Source organism: Pseudomonas pohangensis (assembly GCF_900105995.1).
Lineage (GTDB): Bacteria > Pseudomonadota > Gammaproteobacteria > Pseudomonadales > Pseudomonadaceae > Aquipseudomonas > Aquipseudomonas pohangensis.
Window position 1 is genome coordinate 407,647 of record NZ_LT629785.1, and the last position, 17,043, is coordinate 424,689.

Genomic DNA, 17,043 nt, shown 5'->3' on the forward strand with positions numbered 1-17,043 from the left:
CCATTATTCGATCACCTTGGGCACCAGATACAGGCCGTTTTCCACCGCCGGGGCAATGGCCTGATAGGCATCGCGCTGGTTGAGCTCGGTCACTTCGTCGGCGCGCAGGCGCTGGGTGGTTTCCAGCGGGTGAGCCAGCGGCTCGACACCGGAGGTATCAACTGCCTGCATGGCGTCGATCAGGCCGAGAATGTTGTTCAAAGTGGCGGTGGTCTGCGGAATTTCTGCCTCGTTCAGGCCCAGACGGGCCAAATGGGCAATTTTTTCCACCTCGGTGCGTTCAAGCGCCATGGAGGCCTCCAAAGTAAGATTTGGTAACTGAAAACCGGCAAGGCTGGGCGAATACGTGTGGAGTCGCTCAAGGCGGCTGCTTAGAGCCTGACAGACGGGCGTTTCAGTGCGAGAGCCGGGCAATCTAACACATCGCGCGCCTTGCCCAAAAGGCTCATGATTGGTAGAGTTCGCCGCACTTTTATACCCGGCGTTTTTCTGCACGCCAAGTCTTAGGGTTTTCCCCCATGTTCAAGAAGCTGCGCGGTATGTTCTCCAGCGATCTTTCGATCGATCTGGGAACAGCCAATACACTTATCTATGTCCGTGATCGCGGTATCGTGCTCAACGAGCCTTCCGTCGTGGCCATTCGTACCAGTGCCAATAACCAGAAGAGTGTGGTGGCAGTCGGTACCGACGCCAAGCGCATGCTTGGCCGGACGCCAGGCAACATCCAGGCCATTCGTCCGATGAAAGACGGCGTGATCGCCGACTTCAGCGTTTGCGAAAAAATGCTGCAGTACTTCATCAACAAGGTGCATGAGAACAGCTTTCTGCAGCCTTCGCCGCGGGTATTGATCTGCGTGCCGTGCAAATCGACCCAGGTCGAGCGCCGGGCGATCAAGGAATCCGCGCTGGGCGCTGGCGCCCGTGAGGTCTACCTGATTGACGAGCCGATGGCTGCTGCCATCGGTGCCGGACTGCCGGTGGATGAGGCGCGCGGCTCGATGGTGGTGGATATCGGTGGTGGTACTACCGAAATCGCGCTGATCTCGCTCAACGGTGTGGTGTATGCCGAATCCGTACGGGTGGGTGGCGATCGCTTCGACGAAGCCATCGTGACCTATGTGCGCCGCAACTACGGCAGCCTGATCGGTGATTCCACGGCCGAACGCATCAAGCAGGAAATCGGTACTGCGTTTCCCGGTGGCGAACTGCGTGAAATCGACGTACGTGGCCGTAATCTGGCCGAAGGCGTGCCGCGCAGCTTTACCCTCAACTCCAAAGAAGTGCTTGAGGCGCTGCAGGAATCGCTGGCGGCCATCGTGCAGTCGGTTAAAAGTGCCCTGGAGCAATCGCCGCCCGAGCTGGCCTCGGATATCGCCGAGCGCGGTCTGGTGCTCACCGGTGGTGGTGCCCTGCTGCGCGATCTGGACAAGCTGCTGGCCCATGAAACCGGTCTGCCGGTCATTGTTGCCGAAGACCCGCTGACCTGCGTGGCACGCGGTGGTGGCAAGGCGCTGGAAATGATGGACAAGCACACGATGGACCTGCTTTCCTCCGAGTAAGGCCTAAGCTGTAACATCAAAGCCGGAAGCATGCTCTTCCGGCTTTGCGTTTGTGCCGTACTGCAATGAGGGCTTCATCATCAATCCACTATTCAGCAAAGGACCTTCGCTCGCCATGCGCCTGTTGGTGCTCAGCGTGCTGTCTGTTGTGTTGATGGTGGTGGATGCGCGCTTCGATACCCTGAAACCGTTTCGCAGCCAGCTGGGTCTGGTGCTGACGCCGTTCTACTGGATGGCGGATATGCCGCAGCGGCTATGGATCGACATGACCCAGAGCATCAGCAGTCGCAGCGAATTGCTCGCCGAGAACGAGAAGCTCAAGGCTGAGGCGCTGCTGCTGGAGCGGCGCCTGCAAAAGCTGGCGACCCTGACCGAGCAGAATGTGCGTTTGCGCGAGCTGCTCAATTCGGCCGAACTGCTCGATGAGAAGGTACTGGTCGGCGAGCTGATCGGTGTTGACCCCAACCCCTTTACCCACCGCATCCTGATCGACAAGGGCGAGAAGGATGGCGTGTTTGTCGGCCAGCCGGTACTGGATGCCCGTGGCCTGATCGGCCAGGTGGTCGAGGTTATGCCGTATACCGCCCGGGTGCTGCTGCTGACGGACTCCACCCACAGCATTCCGGTGCAGGTCAATCGCAACGGCTTGCGCGCCATTGCCAGTGGCGTGGGTAACCCGGAAAGCCTCGACTTGCGGCATGTTGCCGATACCGCCGATATCAAGGTTGGCGATTTGCTGGTCAGTTCCGGGCTCGGCCAGCGTTTTCCGGCGGGATACCCGGTCGCGGTAGTGACCGAGGTAATCCATGATTCCGGGCAACCGTTTGCCGTGGTCCGTGCCAAACCGACCGCCAGCCTGAATCGCAGTCGCTATGTGCTGCTGGTGTTCAGTGATCCGCGCTCGCCCGAGCAGCGTGCCGCCGATGCTGCCGTTGCCCAGGAAAAAGCGGATCAGCAGGATGCCGCAAGCGCGATAGATGCGACCGGCAGCGCTACTGCACCTGCGCAGGGAGCTCAGTGATGGTCGGTGTGCGTTCCCATAATGGCTGGGTGATCTGGCTGACGATCGCTATCGGCATGCTGCTCAGCGTGATTCCGATGGGCTTCATGGAGGTCGGGCGGCCGTTGTGGCTGGCTCTGATTCTGAGTTTCTGGACCATGGTTCTGCCGCACCGCTTCGGTCTGGCGCGCGCCTGGCTGCTCGGGCTGGCCGAGGATGTCCTGTATGGCTCATTGCTGGGGCAGAATGCATTGATCCTGACCCTGATTACCTTCCTGGTGATGACCTTGCACCGGCGCTTGCGCATGTTTCCGCTGTGGCAGCAGAGTGTGGTGCTGCTGGTGGTATTCGGTCTCGCCCAGCTGCTGCAACTGTGGCTCTACACCTTGTCGGGCAATCGTCCGCCAACCTTGCTGTTCCTGTTGCCGGCGCTGGTCAGTGCGTTGCTCTGGCCCTGGGTATTCACCATCCTGCACGGCCTGAGCAGACGCTTCCACGTCCACTGAGTGGCAATCCCGCCCTTCGCCTCCGGCTAGCCAGCAACAGGAGAGACTCGCATGCCTTCACTCTATCTGGCTTCACTATCGCCGCGCCGCAGTGAGCTGCTGAAACAGATCGGGGTGTCTTTCCGGGTGCTGGCGTGCAGCATTGATGAAAGCGTACGGCCCGCAGAGCAGGCAGCCCTTTACGTTGAGCGGCTGGCGCGCGCCAAGGCGCAAGCCGGACTGGCCCTGCTGACGGCAGATGCGGATGCTTGCGTGCTCGGCGCCGATACCAGCGTAGTGCTGGATGGGCGGATTCTTGGCAAGCCTGCCAATCGGCAAGAGTCGCTGCAGATGCTGCAGGCACTTTCCGCTCGCGAACACCAGGTGCTGACCGCCGTGGCACTGGCAACCCGTGATGGTTGCCAGGCGCGCCTGGTGACCAGTCAGGTAGGCTTCAGGACTATCAGCGCAGCAGAAATGCAAAATTACTGGGACACCGGTGAACCGGCGGACAAGGCCGGTGGTTACGCCATTCAGGGGCTGGCGGCGATCTTTGTGGCGTACCTGCAAGGCAGTTATTCGGCTGTCGTCGGGCTGCCCTTGTGCGAAACTGCTGAATTATTGGCCGGCTGCAATATTCCTTGCTGGCAGTTGCAAGATAACGCCTGAGCGAAACCCGCATATGAGTGAAGAGATACTGATCAACATCACCCCCATGGAGTCGCGCGTGGCTGTGGTGGAGAACGGCGTGCTGCAGGAAGTGCATGTCGAGCGTACGCAGAAGCGCGGCATTGTCGGCAATATCTACCGGGGCAAGGTGGTACGGGTACTGCCCGGCATGCAGGCGGCTTTCGTGGACATTGGTCTGGAGCGCGCCGCCTTTATTCATGCGGCGGAAATCTCCAGCCGCGAAGGCAGCGCGGTGGAATGTATCAGCCTGTTGGTCCGCGAAGGCCAGGGGCTGGTGGTGCAGGTGACCAAGGATCCGATCGCCAGCAAGGGCGCCCGGCTGACCACCCAGCTGTCGATTCCCTCGCGCTATCTGGTCTATATGCCCAGCACCAGCCATGTCGGCATCTCGTTGCGCATCGAGGACGAGGCCGAGCGCGACCGCCTGAAAGCCATAGTGACCGATTGTCTGGCCTCGGAAGAGATCGAAGAGCAGGGCGGTTTCATCCTGCGCACGGCGGCCGAAGGTGCCGGGGCCGATGAAATCGTTGCCGATATCCGCTATCTGCGGCGCCTGTGGGAACAGATAGCGGCGCTGCGCAACACCGCCCCTACGCCCTCGGTGATCTACGAAGATCTCTCGTTGGCCCTGCGCACCCTGCGCGATCTGGTCAATCCGCGCAGCGAGAAGATCCGCATCGACTCGCGTGAGACTTTTCAGAAGGCTACGCAGTTTGTCGCCGAACTGATGCCGGAAATCAGCGACCGGCTGGAACATTATCCCGGCGAGCGCCCGATCTTTGACCTGTACGGCGTGGAAGACGAAATTCAGAAGGCGCTGGAGCGCAAGGTGCCGTTGAAGTCGGGTGGCTATCTGGTGGTTGATCCGGCAGAGGCGATGAGCACCATTGATGTGAACACCGGCGCGTTCGTCGGTCATCGCACGCTGGAAGAAACCATCTTCAAGACCAATCTCGAGGCTGCCACCTCGATTGCCCGCCAGCTGCGCCTGCGCAACCTGGCCGGGATCATCATCATTGATTTCATCGACATGCAGGACGAGGAGCATCAGCGCCAGGTGCTGCGTACACTGGAACGGCAGCTGGAACGCGATCACGCCAAGACCAATATTATCGGCATCACCGAGCTGGGTCTGGTTCAGATGACCCGCAAGCGCACCCGCGAAAGTCTCGAACAGATACTCTGCGAGCCTTGCGTCAGCTGCCAGGGTCGCGGCAAGCTGAGAACACCGGAAACCATCTGCTACGAGATTTTCCGTGAAATCCTGCGTGAAGCCCGTGCCTATCAGGCCGGTGCCTATAGAGTGCTGGCCAATCAGCGGGTGGTGGACCGTCTGCTGGACGAGGAATCCGGCAATGTGGCGGATCTTGAAGCCTTTATCGGGCGTACCATCCAGTTTCAGGTCGAGGCCATGTATTCCCAGGAGCAATATGATGTCGTTCTGCTTTGACTGCAGGTCTGCGGGCCTGAAACTATCTTGCGAGTAACTGCAGTATGAGCTGGCTGTCACGCCTGATCATGATCCTGATACGCGGCGTGCTGTGGTCGTTCACGCTGTCGCTGGTGTTCGCCGCGTTATACGTCAGCCTCGGCCGGCAGCTGATGCCGTTGCTCGGCGAATACCGTGCCGAGGTTGAGCAGCGGGCACAGAGTGCATTGGGCATGCCGCTAAAGATCGGCAGGCTGGAAGGCAGCTGGCGCGACTTTTCCCCACTGCTGGTGGCGCATGATGTCGAGCTGGGTGAGGGCACCACGAAGATTCATCTGCAGACCCTGCGAGTCAAGCCGGACCTGCTGATCGGCCTGCTTGAGCGACGCATGGAAATCCAGCGCCTCGAACTGGACGGGTTGCAGCTGACCATTGAGCAGCAGTCAGCCGAGGGTGCCTGGGCGGTGGCCGGTTTGTCGCCACCCAGGGAGGCTGCAGAGTCGGACCCGCAACAAGCCATCAAGGCCCTGCTCGGCATATCCCAGCTGCTGCTGTACAACAGCCAGATTACGCTGCAACCCTTTGCGGCAAAGGCGATCCGTTTTACCCAGGCCGAATTTGAGTTGCGCAATGGCCGCAGGCAGCGAATCGACGGGCATCTGACCTTTCCCAGTGGCTTGCCGCTGAGTTTCAGCCTACGCGGCAAACTGGACCCGGCCGACTGGCGCGGCAGCCCGGCAGAGCTCTATCTGAGCTTGCCGCAGAGCAGTCTGGCCGAACGCATACCCTCCTCGTTGCTCGGCGGCTGGCAAATCGACAGCCTGAAGGCCGGCGGCGAGCTCTGGGCGGTAGTCGAGGCAGGTCAGCTGCAGCGGGTGGTGACGCGCCTGAACGCTACGGAACTGCAGGCAGCGGCGGCAGACCGCCAGCCGGTCAGCGTGGAGGATCTGGCCTTGACCGCTTATCTGGATCGCCGCACCGGTGGTTATGATCTGCTGCTGGATTCTCTGGCGCTGAGTCTCGATCAGCAGCGCTTTGGCCCCATCCGGGTGGGCCTGCAGATGCGCCAGGCAACTCCCGAGTCTGCGCCGGTCTGGAAGGCCCAGGCGGACCGGCTGGATCTGGCGCCGCTGACCACGCTGGCACTGTCGCTGGCCCCGGCTGCTCCGGCAGTCGATGAATGGCTCGATGGTCTCCAGCCGCATGGTCAGCTGAGCAATATCCAGGTGAGTCTGGATAGTGCGAAAACAACTGCGGATCGCCTGCAGTTTGCCGCCAATCTGGGCAATGTGGGTATTTCAGCCCATGCCGATGTGCCCGGGCTGGAAAATGTCAGCGGCAGTATCAGCGGCGACATGGGCCAAGGGGCTTTACGCCTGAATAGCGAGAATTTCGTTCTCGATCTGGCCGAAGTGTTCCCGCAGCCCTGGCAGTACTTCAAAGCCGGCGCCTTGCTGAGCTGGAAGCTGGATGATCAGTCCTTCAACCTGTTCAGTCCGTATATCAAGCTGGAGGGCGACGAAGGGCGGATCGCCGGAGAGCTGAAAATAGCTATCCCGTTTGCCGACGATCAGTTCGCATACATGGACCTGCTGGTCGGCCTGCAGGATGGCAATGCCGCATTTACCAGCAAGTATCTGCCGACTCCGGGCGCTGATTTCACGGCCGAACTGGCCGACTGGCTGAAAACAGCGATTGTCGGCGGGGCGATTGATGAAGGCATTTTCCAGTATCAGGGTACTTTGAGCACTCAGGCGCCGGCCAACTCCAGCACATTGAGTCTGTATTTCAAGCTGCATGATCTCGAACTGGCCTATCAGCCAGGTTGGCCGGCTCTGCAAGAGGCTGCTGGCGAGGTGTTTGTCGGTGACAGCGGCGTGCAGGTCAACGTCAGCTCCGGGAAGGTTCTCGATAGTCAGGTCAGCAATGTGACTGCCAGCGTGCCGCCCGCCGGCAATGGGCAGGTGGCACGTTTGCAGCTGACCGCTGATCTGCAAAGCAATGTCAAAGACGGGCTGGATATCCTGCAGAAGGCGCCACTGGGCACCGAGTCTGTTTTTGCCGGCTGGCAAGGTACGGGCGCGCTGGACGGAAAGCTGTCGCTGGACATACCTCTTGGTGGCACGGCAGCGCCGCTGGTGGTGGTGGACTTCGCAGCCAAAGACGCCCAACTGAGCATCCCCGAGCCGGTACTTGAGCTTTCCGGGATTACCGCCGCGTTTCGTTACAACAGTGCCAGCGGGTTGAGTACGCCGGCCCTCAGGGCGCGGGCTTTCAACCAGCCGGTCAGCGGCAAGATAGTTGCCGAAGGCGCACGCGGCAGAACGCGGACGCGCATTGAGGCTACCAGCAAGATCGCCCTTGCAGATCTGACCAAATGGCTGGATGTGGCTGAAGTAAAACTGCCGGTCAGTGGCACGCTGCCCTATAAGCTCAACGTGATCCTCGACGAGAATAACAGTCAGTTGCAGGTGGACTCGAGCCTGCGGGGCCTGGCGGTTGATTTGCCAGCACCTTTCGGCAAGCGCGCCGATGAGGTGCGCAACAGCAGCTTCAGCATGCCACTGACGGCCAGGGTGCCCACTTACCGGGCAAATTATGCAGGCATGGCCAGCCTGGCGCTGGCCATGCCCGATGGCAAGGCGGATTCGCTGCGTGCGGAACTGGTGCTGGGCGGAGAAACGGCCAATTTGCCCGACAGCCAGGGCTTCTGGCTGCGTGGCCGGGTTGCCGAGCTGGATGCAGAGGCATGGAAAGCGCTGGCTGAGCAGTACTCGGGTACTGCACCGTCAAGCAGTCAGGACATGCTGCGTAGCGTCCACCTGCAAGTTGGTCAGTTCCATGGCTTCGGTATGGAGGCCAGTGATCTCGGGCTGAGCCTGGAACGGGCTGGCAGTGCCTGGCAAATCGGCCTGAACAGTGCAATGGTGGAAGGCGAGGTAACGGTTCCGGATCAGGACGGGCAACCGATTGTGCTGAATTTGCAGCGCCTCAGTCTGCCGGAGCCGCCGACTACCGACGCCGAGGCGATGGCTAAACCCGATGCGCTGGCCGATATTGAGCCGGCCAGTCTGCCACCCCTGGACGTGAAAATAGCCAAAGTCATGCTTGGCAGCGAGGCGCTGGGTGCAAGCTCGTTCAAACTTCGGCCCGTCCCCGGGGGCGTGCAGTTCAACGAGCTGAATATGGATTTCAAGGGCTTGCAGGTGACCGGCACGGCGGGCTGGGACGGTCACAAGGGGGCCACCAGTTCATGGTACAAGGGCCGGCTGCAAGGCACTGATCTGGGCAAGGTGCTGCAGGCCTGGAACTATGCCCCCTCGGTGGAGAGTGAACGCTTTCGGGTGGATGGCGATATACGCTGGCCAGGCTCGCCTGCCTGGCTAGACCTGGCGAGAATGTCCGGCACACTGGATGGCAGCATCCGCAATGGCCGCTTTACCGAGGTGCAAGGGGGCGGCAGCAGTGCCTTGCGTGTATTCGGCTTGTTGAACTTCAGTGCGATTGGCCGGCGTCTGCGCCTGGACTTCTCCGACCTGTTCGGCAAGGGTTTGGCCTTTGACCGCGTTAAGGTATTGCTGGCTGGCGATAACGGCGTGTTCGTTACCCGCAAGCCGCTTGAAGTGAACGGTCCTTCTGTCCAGTTACAGCTCGATGGCACGCTGAACATGGTCCAGCAGAGCATCGATGCCAAGCTCTACGTAACGCTGCCGGTGTCCAATACGGTAGCGCTGGGCGCGTTGCTGGTCGGTGCCCCTGCGGTGGCTGGTGCCATATTTGTTGCCGACAAAGTAGCTGACAAGCTGTTTGGCTTTGGTACTTCCAACCTGACCAAGGTCCAGTATCAGGTCAAGGGTCCGCTGGAAGATCCGAAGATCACATTTTTCAAGCCATGAAAGGTAGAGCGCTGTGGCCATGAACCTGGCTGTAATACAGATGGTCAGTCAGGATCAGGTGGCCGCCAACCTGCTGAGCGCGCGCCGTTTGCTCGAGCAGGCCGCGGAGCAGGGTGCGCAGCTTGCCGTGCTGCCGGAGAATTTTGCCGCCATGGGCTGTCGCGATCTTGCTGCGCTGGCGCGTGCCGAAGGGGCGGGGCAAGGGCCGATCCTGCCATGGCTGACGCAGGCCGCACGTGATCTGGGTTTATGGATAGTCGGCGGAACCTTGCCGTTGCCGCCGGATGCTCAGCCGGATGCCCGCCCCCTGGCCAGCTCCTTGCTGTTTGATGCGCAGGGGCAACGAGTGGCCCGTTACGACAAGCTGCATCTGTTTGATGTCGAGGTGGCAGACAGCCGCGGCCGCTATCGCGAGTCGGATGACTACGTACATGGAGCGCAGGTCGTGGTTGCCGATACACCGGTCGGCCGTATTGGTTTGAGTGTCTGCTACGACCTGCGTTTTCCCGAGTTGTATATGGCGCTGCGCGCGGCCGGTGCCGAGTTGATCAGTGCCCCGGCAGCGTTCACTGCGGTAACCGGTGCCGCCCACTGGGAAGTACTGCTACGTGCGCGCGCCATCGAAACCCAGTGTTACCTGCTGGCTGCCAATCAGGGCGGTAGTCATCCGGGTGGCCGCGAAACCTTCGGCCACTCGTGCCTGATTGATCCGTGGGGTTGTGTGATGGCCGTGCAGCCCCGGGGTGAGGCCGTTCTGCTGGGAACTCGCGACCCCGGGCAGCAAGCCGGAATTCGTCAGAAAATGCCGCTGGCCAGCCAGCGCCGCTTTGCACCACCCGGCAAACCCTTGCCGGTGGCTATGGAGAAACCATGAGTGATTTGTTGTCATCGGTCAGTGAGCATTTGCTGGCCCCGGGCAGTCTGGGTATCCAGCTGTTACCCGAAGTGCTGGGCGAATTGGCCGGCCCCGGAATTGACGCCGCTGACCTGTATTTCCAGAGTCAGGTTTCCGAAACCTGGGCGCTGGAAGACGGCATCGTCAAGGAGGGTAGCTTCAACCTGGATCAGGGTGTCGGCGTACGTGCCCAGTCCGGTGAGAAAACCGGTTTTGCCTACAGCAACAGCATCAGTCGCCAGGCGTTGCGTGATGCATCGCAGGCAGCCCGTTCGATTGCGCGTGCCGGGCAGTCAGGCCGCATAGAGGTGTTGCGGCAGCAGCCGGCAGTGCCCCTGTATCCGGCACAGAATCCGCTGGAGGTCATCAGCCGGGCGGAGAAGGTCGCCTTGCTCAAGCGTATCGATGTGGCTACGCGTGCGCTGGATCCGCGTATCCAGCAGGTCAGTGTCAGTCTCTCGGGGGTCTGGGAGCGCATTCTGGTTGCGTCCAGTGATGGCGATCTGGCTGCAGATGTTCGACCACTGGTGCGATTCAATGTCAGCGTCATCGTCGAGCAGAATGGCCGTCGCGAGCGCGGTAGCCATGGCGGCGGCGGGCGCAGTGATTACCGTTACTTTCTGGAGCCGAACGAGCACCACGAAGAGCGTGCCATGGGCTATGCCCGCGAGGCGTTGCGGCAGGCGCTGGTCAACCTCGAGGCTGTGCCGGCTCCGGCCGGGACGCTGCCGGTGGTACTTGGGCCGGGCTGGTCGGGCGTGTTGCTGCATGAGGCGGTTGGTCACGGCCTGGAAGGTGACTTCAATCGCAAAGGCAGTTCGGCCTACAGCGGGCGTATTGGCGAAAAGGTCGCCTCCGGTCTGTGCACCATTGTTGATGACGGCACCCTGTCCGGACGCCGCGGCTCCCTGAGCGTGGATGATGAGGGCACCCCGACCCAGTGCACCACACTGATCGAGAATGGCGTGCTCAAGGGGTACATGCAGGACAAGCTGAATGCGCGCCTGATGGGCGTGGCGGCGACCGGTAATGGGCGGCGCGAGTCGTATTCCTGCCTGCCGATGCCGCGCATGACCAATACCTACATGCTGGCCGGCGCCAGCGACCCGGCAGAGATCATCGCCTCGGTACAGCGCGGTATCTATTGCGCCAGTCTGGGTGGTGGCCAGGTCGATATCACCAGCGGCAAGTTCGTGTTTTCCACCAGCGAGGCCTACCTGATCGAGAACGGCAGGATTACCACGCCGGTCAAGGGTGCCACGCTGATCGGTAACGGTCCCGAGGCCATGAGCCGGGTGTCGATGGTGGGCAATGATCTGGCGCTGGACAGCGGTGTCGGCACCTGCGGCAAGGATGGCCAGTCGGTACCGGTGGGGGTCGGACAACCAACACTGAAGATCGATGCGATTACCGTGGGCGGGACCGGCGCCTGATGGACGCCGGCAAGTGTCGGGTGATCAGCGCAGGCCGCGTTGTATTTCATCCAGTTCGCGAATGTATTTGAATACCTTGCGCGCGGCTGCCGGCGGCTTGTTGTGAGCCGCTTCGTGCTGGGCGTGGCGGATCAGGCTGCGCATTTGCTGGCGATCGGTTTCCGGGTATTCGCTGACAAAGGCCTCAAGGGTAGAGTCGTCACCGCCGAGCAGGCGATCACGCCAGCGCTCGAGCCCGTGGAAACGCTCGTTGTACTGGCGCGTCGAAGCATCAAGCTGGTCGATCAGCGCGCTGATGGCGTCGACATCGGCATCCCGCATCAGCTTGCCGATGTATTGCATATGCCGTTTGCGGGCAATATGCGCCTTGTGTTTGGGGGCATCGGCCAGAGCTTTTTGCAGGGGCTCGGTGAGTGGCAGCTTGGCCAGCAGATCCGGTTTGAGCGTGGTCAGGCGCTCGCCCAGATCCTGCAGGGCGTGCAGTTCACGCTTTACCTGGGATTTACTCTTCTCCTCGGAGAAGTCATCGAATTGTTCAGACATGCGGCGTATCCGGAAGAAAACGTCGTCATGATAACCACTCGGGAGCCGCTTGTCCGGCTCCTGCCGAGTGTTGCATAGGGATGGAGTGAGAAATGAGTGCGGTAGACATTGTAGGGCCGGAAGCTCTGCCCAGATTGCAGGAGCAGGTTGAGCAGATTCTCGCCGAAGCGCGCCGGCAGGGTGCCAGTGCCTGTGAAGTGGCGGTCTCGGTGGAGCAGGGGTTGTCGACCACGGTGCGCCAGCGCGAGGTGGAGACGGTCGAGTTCAATCGTGACCAGGGCTTCGGTATCACCCTGTATAGCGGCCAGCGCAAAGGTTCGGCCAGCACCTCTGCCACCGGCCCCGAGGCCATTCGTGAAACGGTGGCCGCAGCGCTGGCCATTGCCGAACATGCTTCGGAAGACGAGTTTGCCGGTCTGGCTGATGCCGGCCTGATGGCCGGGCAGCTGGCGGAACTCGATTTGTATCATCCATGGGCCATCAGTCCGGAGCAGTCGATTGAACTTGCGCTGGAGTGTGAGGAAAGCGCTTTTGCCGCCGATTCACGTATCAGCAACGCCGATGGCACTTCGCTGAGCTCCCATCGTGGCTGCCGTGTTTACGGCAACAGCCACGGCTTTGTCGGCAGTTATGCCAGTACGCGGCACAGCCTGAGCTGCGTGATGATTGCCGAACTGGGCGGGCAGATGCAGCGCGATTACTGGTATGACGTCAATCGCCGGGGCGAGGCACTGGCCAGTGCTGCGAGTATCGGCCAACGCGCCGCGCAGCGTACCGTCGCCAGACTCGGCGCGCGCTCGGTGCCCACCTGCGAGGTGCCGGTATTGTTTTCGGCAGAGCTGGCAGGCGGTTTGTTCGGCCACTTTCTGGCGGCGGTTTCGGGTGGCAATCTGTACCGCAAGGCGTCCTTTCTGGAAGGCTCCCTTGGCCAGCAGCTGTTTCCGCAGTGGCTGAGCCTGCATGAGAATCCCCATCTGCTGCAGGGGCTGGCCAGTGCCAGCTTTGATGGTGATGGTCTGGCCACCTATGCCAAACCCTTTGTGCAGGCGGGCGAGGTGGTTTCCTATGTGCTGGGTACCTATTCCGGGCGCAAGCTGGGATTGCCCAGCACGGCAAATGCCGGTGGCGTGCATAACCTGCTGGTCACTCACAGCGCGGAAGATCAGGACGCCCTGATCAAACGCATGGGCCGTGGCCTGCTGGTCACCGAGCTGATGGGCCAGGGGCTGAATTTGGTGACGGGTGATTACTCCCGCGGTGCTGGCGGGTTCTGGATCGAGAATGGCCAGATCCAGTATCCGGTTCAGGAGGTCACCATTGCCGGCAATCTGCGCGACATGTTCAGGCAGATTGTGGCCGTTGGCAGCGATCTGGAAATGCGCAGCAATATCCGCAGTGGATCGGTGTTGATTGAGCGGATGACCGTTGCTGGTAGCTGATGCGGGGCGTCAGGGCTTGAGGCGAGCGCCTATTCGCCTTCGTCAAAGTAATTGTTGATCAGATCGACGAGGCCCTGCATGGCCTCGGCTTCCTGTTCACCATCGCTCTGCAGGTGGATGCTGGTGCCCTTGCTGGCGGCCAGCATCATCACCGACATGATGCTTTTGCCATCGACCAGGCTTTCCGGGCTGCGCCCAACTCTTATCTGACAGGGATATTGGCCGGCAACGCCAACGAACTTGGCCGCCGCCCGCGCATGCAGGCCGAGTTTGTTGATGATGGTGATTTCACAGTAAAGCATTGCCTGGTACTGTTCCCTAGGCCAGGTCGCGGTGGCGAACCTGAATGTTCTTCAAACCGGGTTTCAGGGCTGCGCAGAGCCGCTCAGCCAGATATACCGAACGATGGTGGCCGCCGGTGCAGCCAATGGCAATGGTTACATAAGAACGATTGCTGGCGGCGAAGCGCGGCAGCCATTTGTTCAGATAGGCATAAATATCGTCGAACATTTCATTGACATCGGCTTGAGCACCCAGGTATTCGGCGACTTCCTGGTCCTTGCCGGACAAATTGCGCAAGTCGGATTTCCAGTAAGGATTGGGCAGGCAGCGCACATCGAAGACCACGTCAGCATCCACCGGCATACCACGCTTGAAGCCGAAGGACTCTACCAGAAAGGCGGTTCCGGGCTCGGGCTTGTTGAGCAGGCGCAACTTGATGCTGTCGCGCAGTTGATAGAGGTTCAGGTGTGTGGTGTCGAGCCGCAGGTCGGCCAGGTCGGCGATCGGTCCGAGCAGCTTGGTTTCATCCTGAATGGCTTCTGCCAGCGAGCGGCTGTCGGAGGTCAGCGGATGTCGTCGGCGGGTTTCCGAGAAACGCTTGAGCAAGGTGTCATCATCGCTGTCCAGATAGACCACGTCACACTGGATATGCCGGCTACGCACTTCAGCCAGCAGTTCAGGGAATCGTTCGAGTTGACTGGGCAGGTTGCGGGCGTCGATCGACACCGCGACCTGGGGTTGCATAAGGTCAATATTCAGCAGCGCGCGTTCTGCCAGATCGGTAAGCAGACCGGCCGGCAGATTGTCGATGCAGTAGAAGCCACTGTCTTCGAGTACGTCCAGAGCGGTGCTTTTCCCCGAGCCGGAACGGCCGCTTACGATGACCAGACGCATGGATGAGCTCCCTATTGAGTGCTTTGTGCATCCAGAACCAGCTGGAAAAGCCGGTCACTGCTCTGGGCCTGGCGCAGGCTCTCGCGAACCTCGCTACGGTTAAGCATGCTGGCTATCTGTCGCAGCAGTTCAAGGTGTGCGTCCGTCGCTTCCTCGGGAACCAGCAAGACAAACAGCAGGTCTACCGGCGCTCCGTCGATGGCGTCGAAGTCGACTGCGCTTTCCAGATGCAGAACGGCACAAATCGGCGTGTTGCAGCCGGCCAGCCGGCAGTGCGGTATGGCAATGCCATTGCCGAAACCGGTTGAGCCGAGTTTTTCGCGCGCAATCAGGCTTTCGAAAATGCTCTGGCTATCCAGATCGGGAAGTTCGCGCACAACCAGACTGGCAATCTGCTCGAGAACGCGTTTTTTGCTGCCACCCGGCACGTTAACCAGACAACGGCCGGGGGTCAGGATTTGCTCAATTAGGATCATGGGGGATGGGTACGTGATTATCGGGTGGTGACGCCGTGCTTGTGGTCAAGCTGCTTTTCTTTGTGCTTGATCAGCTGGCGATCCAGTTTGTCGGTCAGCAGGTCAATGGCTGCGTACATGTCTTCATGCTCGGCATTGGCGACTACTTCACGACCTGCCACATGCAGGGTAGCTTCAACCTGTTGTTTGAGCTTCTCGACCTGCATGATTACTTGTACGTTGGTGATTTTGTCGAAATGGCGTTCAAGTTTGCCAAGTTTTTCACCGACATATTCACGCATGGCGTCGGTTACATCCAGCTGATGTCCACTGATGTTCACTTGCATACTGCATTCTCCTTGTTGCCGTGTATGAGCGACAGGTTACTGCACCTGTCACCGGGACACTGTTGTTGCGGATCAAGCCTTTTTACATTAAGCGTTTGCGTTCACTGGAGGAGGCAATGCCGAGGGATTCCCGATATTTGGCAACGGTCCGGCGTGCTACCTGGATGCCTTGTGCCTCAAGTAGACCTGCAATTTTGCTGTCACTCAACGGCTTTTTCTGACTTTCCGCAGCTACCAGCTTCTTGATTATGGCGCGGATTGCCGTGGACGAGCATTCGCCGCCCTCAGCCGTGCTTACGTGGCTTGAGAAAAAGTATTTCAGCTCATAAATGCCCCGCGGGGTGTGCATGAACTTTTGCGTGGTGACACGGGAAATGGTCGATTCGTGCATGCCAACGGCTTCGGCTATGTCATGCAGGATCAGCGGTTTCATGGCTTCAGCACCGTACTCGAGAAAGCCGCGCTGGTGCTCGACAATCTGCGTGGCAACCTTGAGCAGGGTTTCATTGCGACTGAGCAGGCTTTTGATGAACCAGCGGGCTTCCTGTAACTGGTTGCGCATAAAGGTATTGTCCGAGCTGGCGTCGGCGCGGCGAACAAAGCTGGCGTACTGCGGGTTTACCCGCAGGCGGGGCACGGACTCCTGGTTGAGTTCGACCAGCCAGCGGCCATTGTGCTTGTGTACCAGTACATCGGGGATCACATATTCCGCTTCAGTGGATTCGATCTGCGAGCCTGGCCGCGGATTGAGGCTTTGAATCAGGGCAATGATCGGCCGCAGGTCGCCTTCCTTGATCTTCATCCTGCGCATCAACTGGGTGTAGTCACGATTGCCGAGCAGTGCGAGAAAATCACTGACCAGACGCTGCGCCTCGCTGCGCCAGGGCATTGTCTCGGGCAACTGGCGCAACTGGATCAGCAGGCATTCGCGCAGGTCCCGCGAGCCGCAACCAACCGGATCAAAAAGCTGAATTCGGTGCAGGACGGCTTCCAGTTCATCCAGTTCGATGTCGAGTTCCGGGTCGAAAGCCTGCAGGATTTCCTCGAGTGATTCTTCCAGATAGCCATCGTTGCTGATGCAGTCGACCAGCGTTACGGCAATCAACTGGTCGGTTTCTGACATCTGGGTCAGATTGAGCTGCCAGAGCAGATGGCTTTGCAGGCTTTCACCGGCAGAGGTCCGCGCGGTGAAATCCCATTCTTCAGAGTCGTTGCTGGGCAGGCTGCTGGCGCTGGTCTGGTAAATGTCCTCCCAGGCAGTATCTACCGGCAGTTCGCCAGGAATACGCTCGGTCCATTCGCCCTCATCGAAGCGCTCGGTATTTTCCGTCGCGCTGTCGTAGCTGGCTTCCTGGCTGGGAGCAGTTGTGGCGGTTTCGGTGTTCTCGCCGTCGTCAGCCAGCGGATCGTCATTGTCGAAGTCCTCGCCTTCTTCCTGACGCTCCAGCATGGGGTTGGAGTCGAGGGCCTCCTGAATTTCCTGCTGCAGATCCAGCGTCGAAAGCTGGAGCAACCGGATCGCCTGTTGCAGCTGCGGTGTCATCGTCAGCTGCTGGCCCATTTTTAGGACTAGCGAGTGTTTCATGACTTGGAAAAATTCACCTTTTTCAACTGGCGGATACCCGCCATCAGGTTCGGGGCGCCAAGGCCGTGGGACAGGGCAAAGTATATGCCGGCAGCCGGTTACTTTCCTCCG

General features: G+C 60.1%; 16 protein-coding genes. 9 read left to right on the forward strand and 7 right to left on the reverse strand.

What is annotated here, in order from left to right; all coding sequences use genetic code 11:
* Nucleotides 1-3 precede the first annotated feature (3 nt).
* Complete coding sequence (gene gatC, locus BLT89_RS01975) at nt 4-291, reverse strand: Asp-tRNA(Asn)/Glu-tRNA(Gln) amidotransferase subunit GatC (protein ID WP_090192838.1); 288 nt, start codon at nt 289-291, stop codon at nt 4-6.
* Nucleotides 292-518: 227 nt separating this feature from the next.
* Here gatC and BLT89_RS01980 point away from each other — a divergent pair, with 227 nt between their 5' ends.
* The 8 genes from BLT89_RS01980 (at nt 519) to tldD (ending at nt 11,387) form a co-directional block, all read left to right on the forward strand.
* Nucleotides 519-1,559 (forward strand): rod shape-determining protein, encoded by a 1,041-nt coding sequence (locus tag BLT89_RS01980; protein ID WP_090192839.1) that lies wholly within the window; start codon nt 519-521, stop codon nt 1,557-1,559.
* A 127-nt stretch (nt 1,560-1,686) separates the two neighbouring features.
* Nucleotides 1,687-2,580 (forward strand): rod shape-determining protein MreC, encoded by an 894-nt coding sequence (mreC, locus tag BLT89_RS01985; RefSeq protein ID WP_231975078.1) that lies wholly within the window; start codon nt 1,687-1,689, stop codon nt 2,578-2,580.
* Nucleotides 2,580-3,065 (forward strand): rod shape-determining protein MreD, encoded by a 486-nt coding sequence (gene mreD, locus BLT89_RS01990; RefSeq protein WP_090192840.1) that lies wholly within the window; start codon nt 2,580-2,582, stop codon nt 3,063-3,065. Before mreC ends, mreD begins: the two co-directional genes overlap by 1 nt.
* Nucleotides 3,066-3,116: 51 nt before the next feature.
* A complete protein-coding gene (locus BLT89_RS01995; protein ID WP_090192841.1) occupies nt 3,117-3,713 on the forward strand; it encodes a Maf family protein in 597 nt (198 codons plus the stop codon).
* 13 nt (nt 3,714-3,726) lie between these two features.
* Nucleotides 3,727-5,184: a ribonuclease G gene (gene rng / locus BLT89_RS02000; RefSeq protein ID WP_090192842.1), complete on the forward strand. Its 1,458-nt coding sequence runs from the start codon at nt 3,727-3,729 to the stop codon at nt 5,182-5,184.
* 44 nt (nt 5,185-5,228) lie between these two features.
* The gene (locus BLT89_RS02005) at nt 5,229-9,059 is read left to right on the forward strand and encodes a YhdP family protein (protein WP_090192843.1); all 3,831 of its coding nucleotides are present in this window, start codon (nt 5,229-5,231) and stop codon (nt 9,057-9,059) included.
* 19 nt (nt 9,060-9,078) lie between these two features.
* The gene (locus BLT89_RS02010) at nt 9,079-9,933 is read left to right on the forward strand and encodes a carbon-nitrogen hydrolase family protein (RefSeq protein ID WP_090192844.1); all 855 of its coding nucleotides are present in this window, start codon (nt 9,079-9,081) and stop codon (nt 9,931-9,933) included.
* On the forward strand, nt 9,930-11,387 hold the full coding sequence (gene tldD, locus BLT89_RS02015) for a metalloprotease TldD (RefSeq protein ID WP_090192845.1): 1,458 nt from the start codon (nt 9,930-9,932) through the stop codon (nt 11,385-11,387). The genes BLT89_RS02010 and tldD overlap by 4 nt, the downstream gene beginning before the upstream one ends.
* A 24-nt stretch (nt 11,388-11,411) precedes the next feature.
* Here the strand turns inward: tldD and yjgA are convergent, their stop codons facing one another.
* Complete coding sequence (gene yjgA / locus BLT89_RS02020) at nt 11,412-11,930, reverse strand: ribosome biogenesis factor YjgA (RefSeq protein WP_090192846.1); 519 nt, start codon at nt 11,928-11,930, stop codon at nt 11,412-11,414.
* 92 nt (nt 11,931-12,022) lie between these two features.
* Here yjgA and pmbA point away from each other — a divergent pair, with 92 nt between their 5' ends.
* The gene (pmbA, locus tag BLT89_RS02025; RefSeq protein ID WP_090192847.1) at nt 12,023-13,369 is read left to right on the forward strand and encodes a metalloprotease PmbA; all 1,347 of its coding nucleotides are present in this window, start codon (nt 12,023-12,025) and stop codon (nt 13,367-13,369) included.
* 29 nt (nt 13,370-13,398) lie between these two features.
* On the opposite strand, the gene BLT89_RS02030 is transcribed toward pmbA, so the two are convergent.
* From BLT89_RS02030 to BLT89_RS02050, 5 genes are all read right to left on the reverse strand, one after another.
* Nucleotides 13,399-13,671: an HPr family phosphocarrier protein gene (locus BLT89_RS02030; RefSeq protein WP_090192848.1), complete on the reverse strand. Its 273-nt coding sequence runs from the start codon at nt 13,669-13,671 to the stop codon at nt 13,399-13,401.
* Between the two features lie 16 nt (nt 13,672-13,687).
* Nucleotides 13,688-14,545, reverse strand: a complete 858-nt coding sequence (gene rapZ, locus BLT89_RS02035; RefSeq protein WP_090192849.1) for an RNase adapter RapZ — start codon at nt 14,543-14,545, stop codon at nt 13,688-13,690.
* An 11-nt stretch (nt 14,546-14,556) separates the two neighbouring features.
* Nucleotides 14,557-15,021: a PTS IIA-like nitrogen regulatory protein PtsN gene (ptsN, locus tag BLT89_RS02040; protein ID WP_090192850.1), complete on the reverse strand. Its 465-nt coding sequence runs from the start codon at nt 15,019-15,021 to the stop codon at nt 14,557-14,559.
* A 17-nt stretch (nt 15,022-15,038) separates the two neighbouring features.
* The gene (gene hpf / locus BLT89_RS02045) at nt 15,039-15,347 is read right to left on the reverse strand and encodes a ribosome hibernation-promoting factor, HPF/YfiA family (protein ID WP_090192851.1); all 309 of its coding nucleotides are present in this window, start codon (nt 15,345-15,347) and stop codon (nt 15,039-15,041) included.
* 82 nt (nt 15,348-15,429) lie between these two features.
* Nucleotides 15,430-16,932, reverse strand: a complete 1,503-nt coding sequence (locus BLT89_RS02050; RefSeq protein ID WP_090192852.1) for an RNA polymerase factor sigma-54 — start codon at nt 16,930-16,932, stop codon at nt 15,430-15,432.
* Between the last annotated feature and the right edge of the window lie 111 nt (nt 16,933-17,043).

Excerpts from the sequence above, each read along its gene's own strand:
- gatC (WP_090192838.1), bottom strand. The coding sequence starts at position 291 with ATGGCGCTTGAACGCACCGAGGTGGAAAAAATTGCCCATTTGGCCCGT.
- BLT89_RS01980 (WP_090192839.1), top strand. The coding sequence starts at position 519 with ATGTTCAAGAAGCTGCGCGGTATGTTCTCCAGCGATCTTTCGATCGAT.
- mreD (WP_090192840.1), top strand. The coding sequence starts at position 2,580 with ATGGTCGGTGTGCGTTCCCATAATGGCTGGGTGATCTGGCTGACGATC.
- BLT89_RS01995 (WP_090192841.1), top strand. The coding sequence starts at position 3,117 with ATGCCTTCACTCTATCTGGCTTCACTATCGCCGCGCCGCAGTGAGCTG.
- rng (WP_090192842.1), top strand. The coding sequence starts at position 3,727 with ATGAGTGAAGAGATACTGATCAACATCACCCCCATGGAGTCGCGCGTG.
- BLT89_RS02005 (WP_090192843.1), top strand. The coding sequence starts at position 5,229 with ATGAGCTGGCTGTCACGCCTGATCATGATCCTGATACGCGGCGTGCTG.
- BLT89_RS02010 (WP_090192844.1), top strand. The coding sequence starts at position 9,079 with ATGAACCTGGCTGTAATACAGATGGTCAGTCAGGATCAGGTGGCCGCC.
- tldD (WP_090192845.1), top strand. The coding sequence starts at position 9,930 with ATGAGTGATTTGTTGTCATCGGTCAGTGAGCATTTGCTGGCCCCGGGC.
- yjgA (WP_090192846.1), bottom strand. The coding sequence starts at position 11,930 with ATGTCTGAACAATTCGATGACTTCTCCGAGGAGAAGAGTAAATCCCAG.
- pmbA (WP_090192847.1), top strand. The coding sequence starts at position 12,023 with ATGAGTGCGGTAGACATTGTAGGGCCGGAAGCTCTGCCCAGATTGCAG.
- BLT89_RS02030 (WP_090192848.1), bottom strand. The coding sequence starts at position 13,671 with ATGCTTTACTGTGAAATCACCATCATCAACAAACTCGGCCTGCATGCG.
- rapZ (WP_090192849.1), bottom strand. The coding sequence starts at position 14,545 with ATGCGTCTGGTCATCGTAAGCGGCCGTTCCGGCTCGGGGAAAAGCACC.
- ptsN (WP_090192850.1), bottom strand. The coding sequence starts at position 15,021 with ATGATCCTAATTGAGCAAATCCTGACCCCCGGCCGTTGTCTGGTTAAC.
- hpf (WP_090192851.1), bottom strand. The coding sequence starts at position 15,347 with ATGCAAGTGAACATCAGTGGACATCAGCTGGATGTAACCGACGCCATG.
- BLT89_RS02050 (WP_090192852.1), bottom strand. The coding sequence starts at position 16,932 with ATGAAACACTCGCTAGTCCTAAAAATGGGCCAGCAGCTGACGATGACA.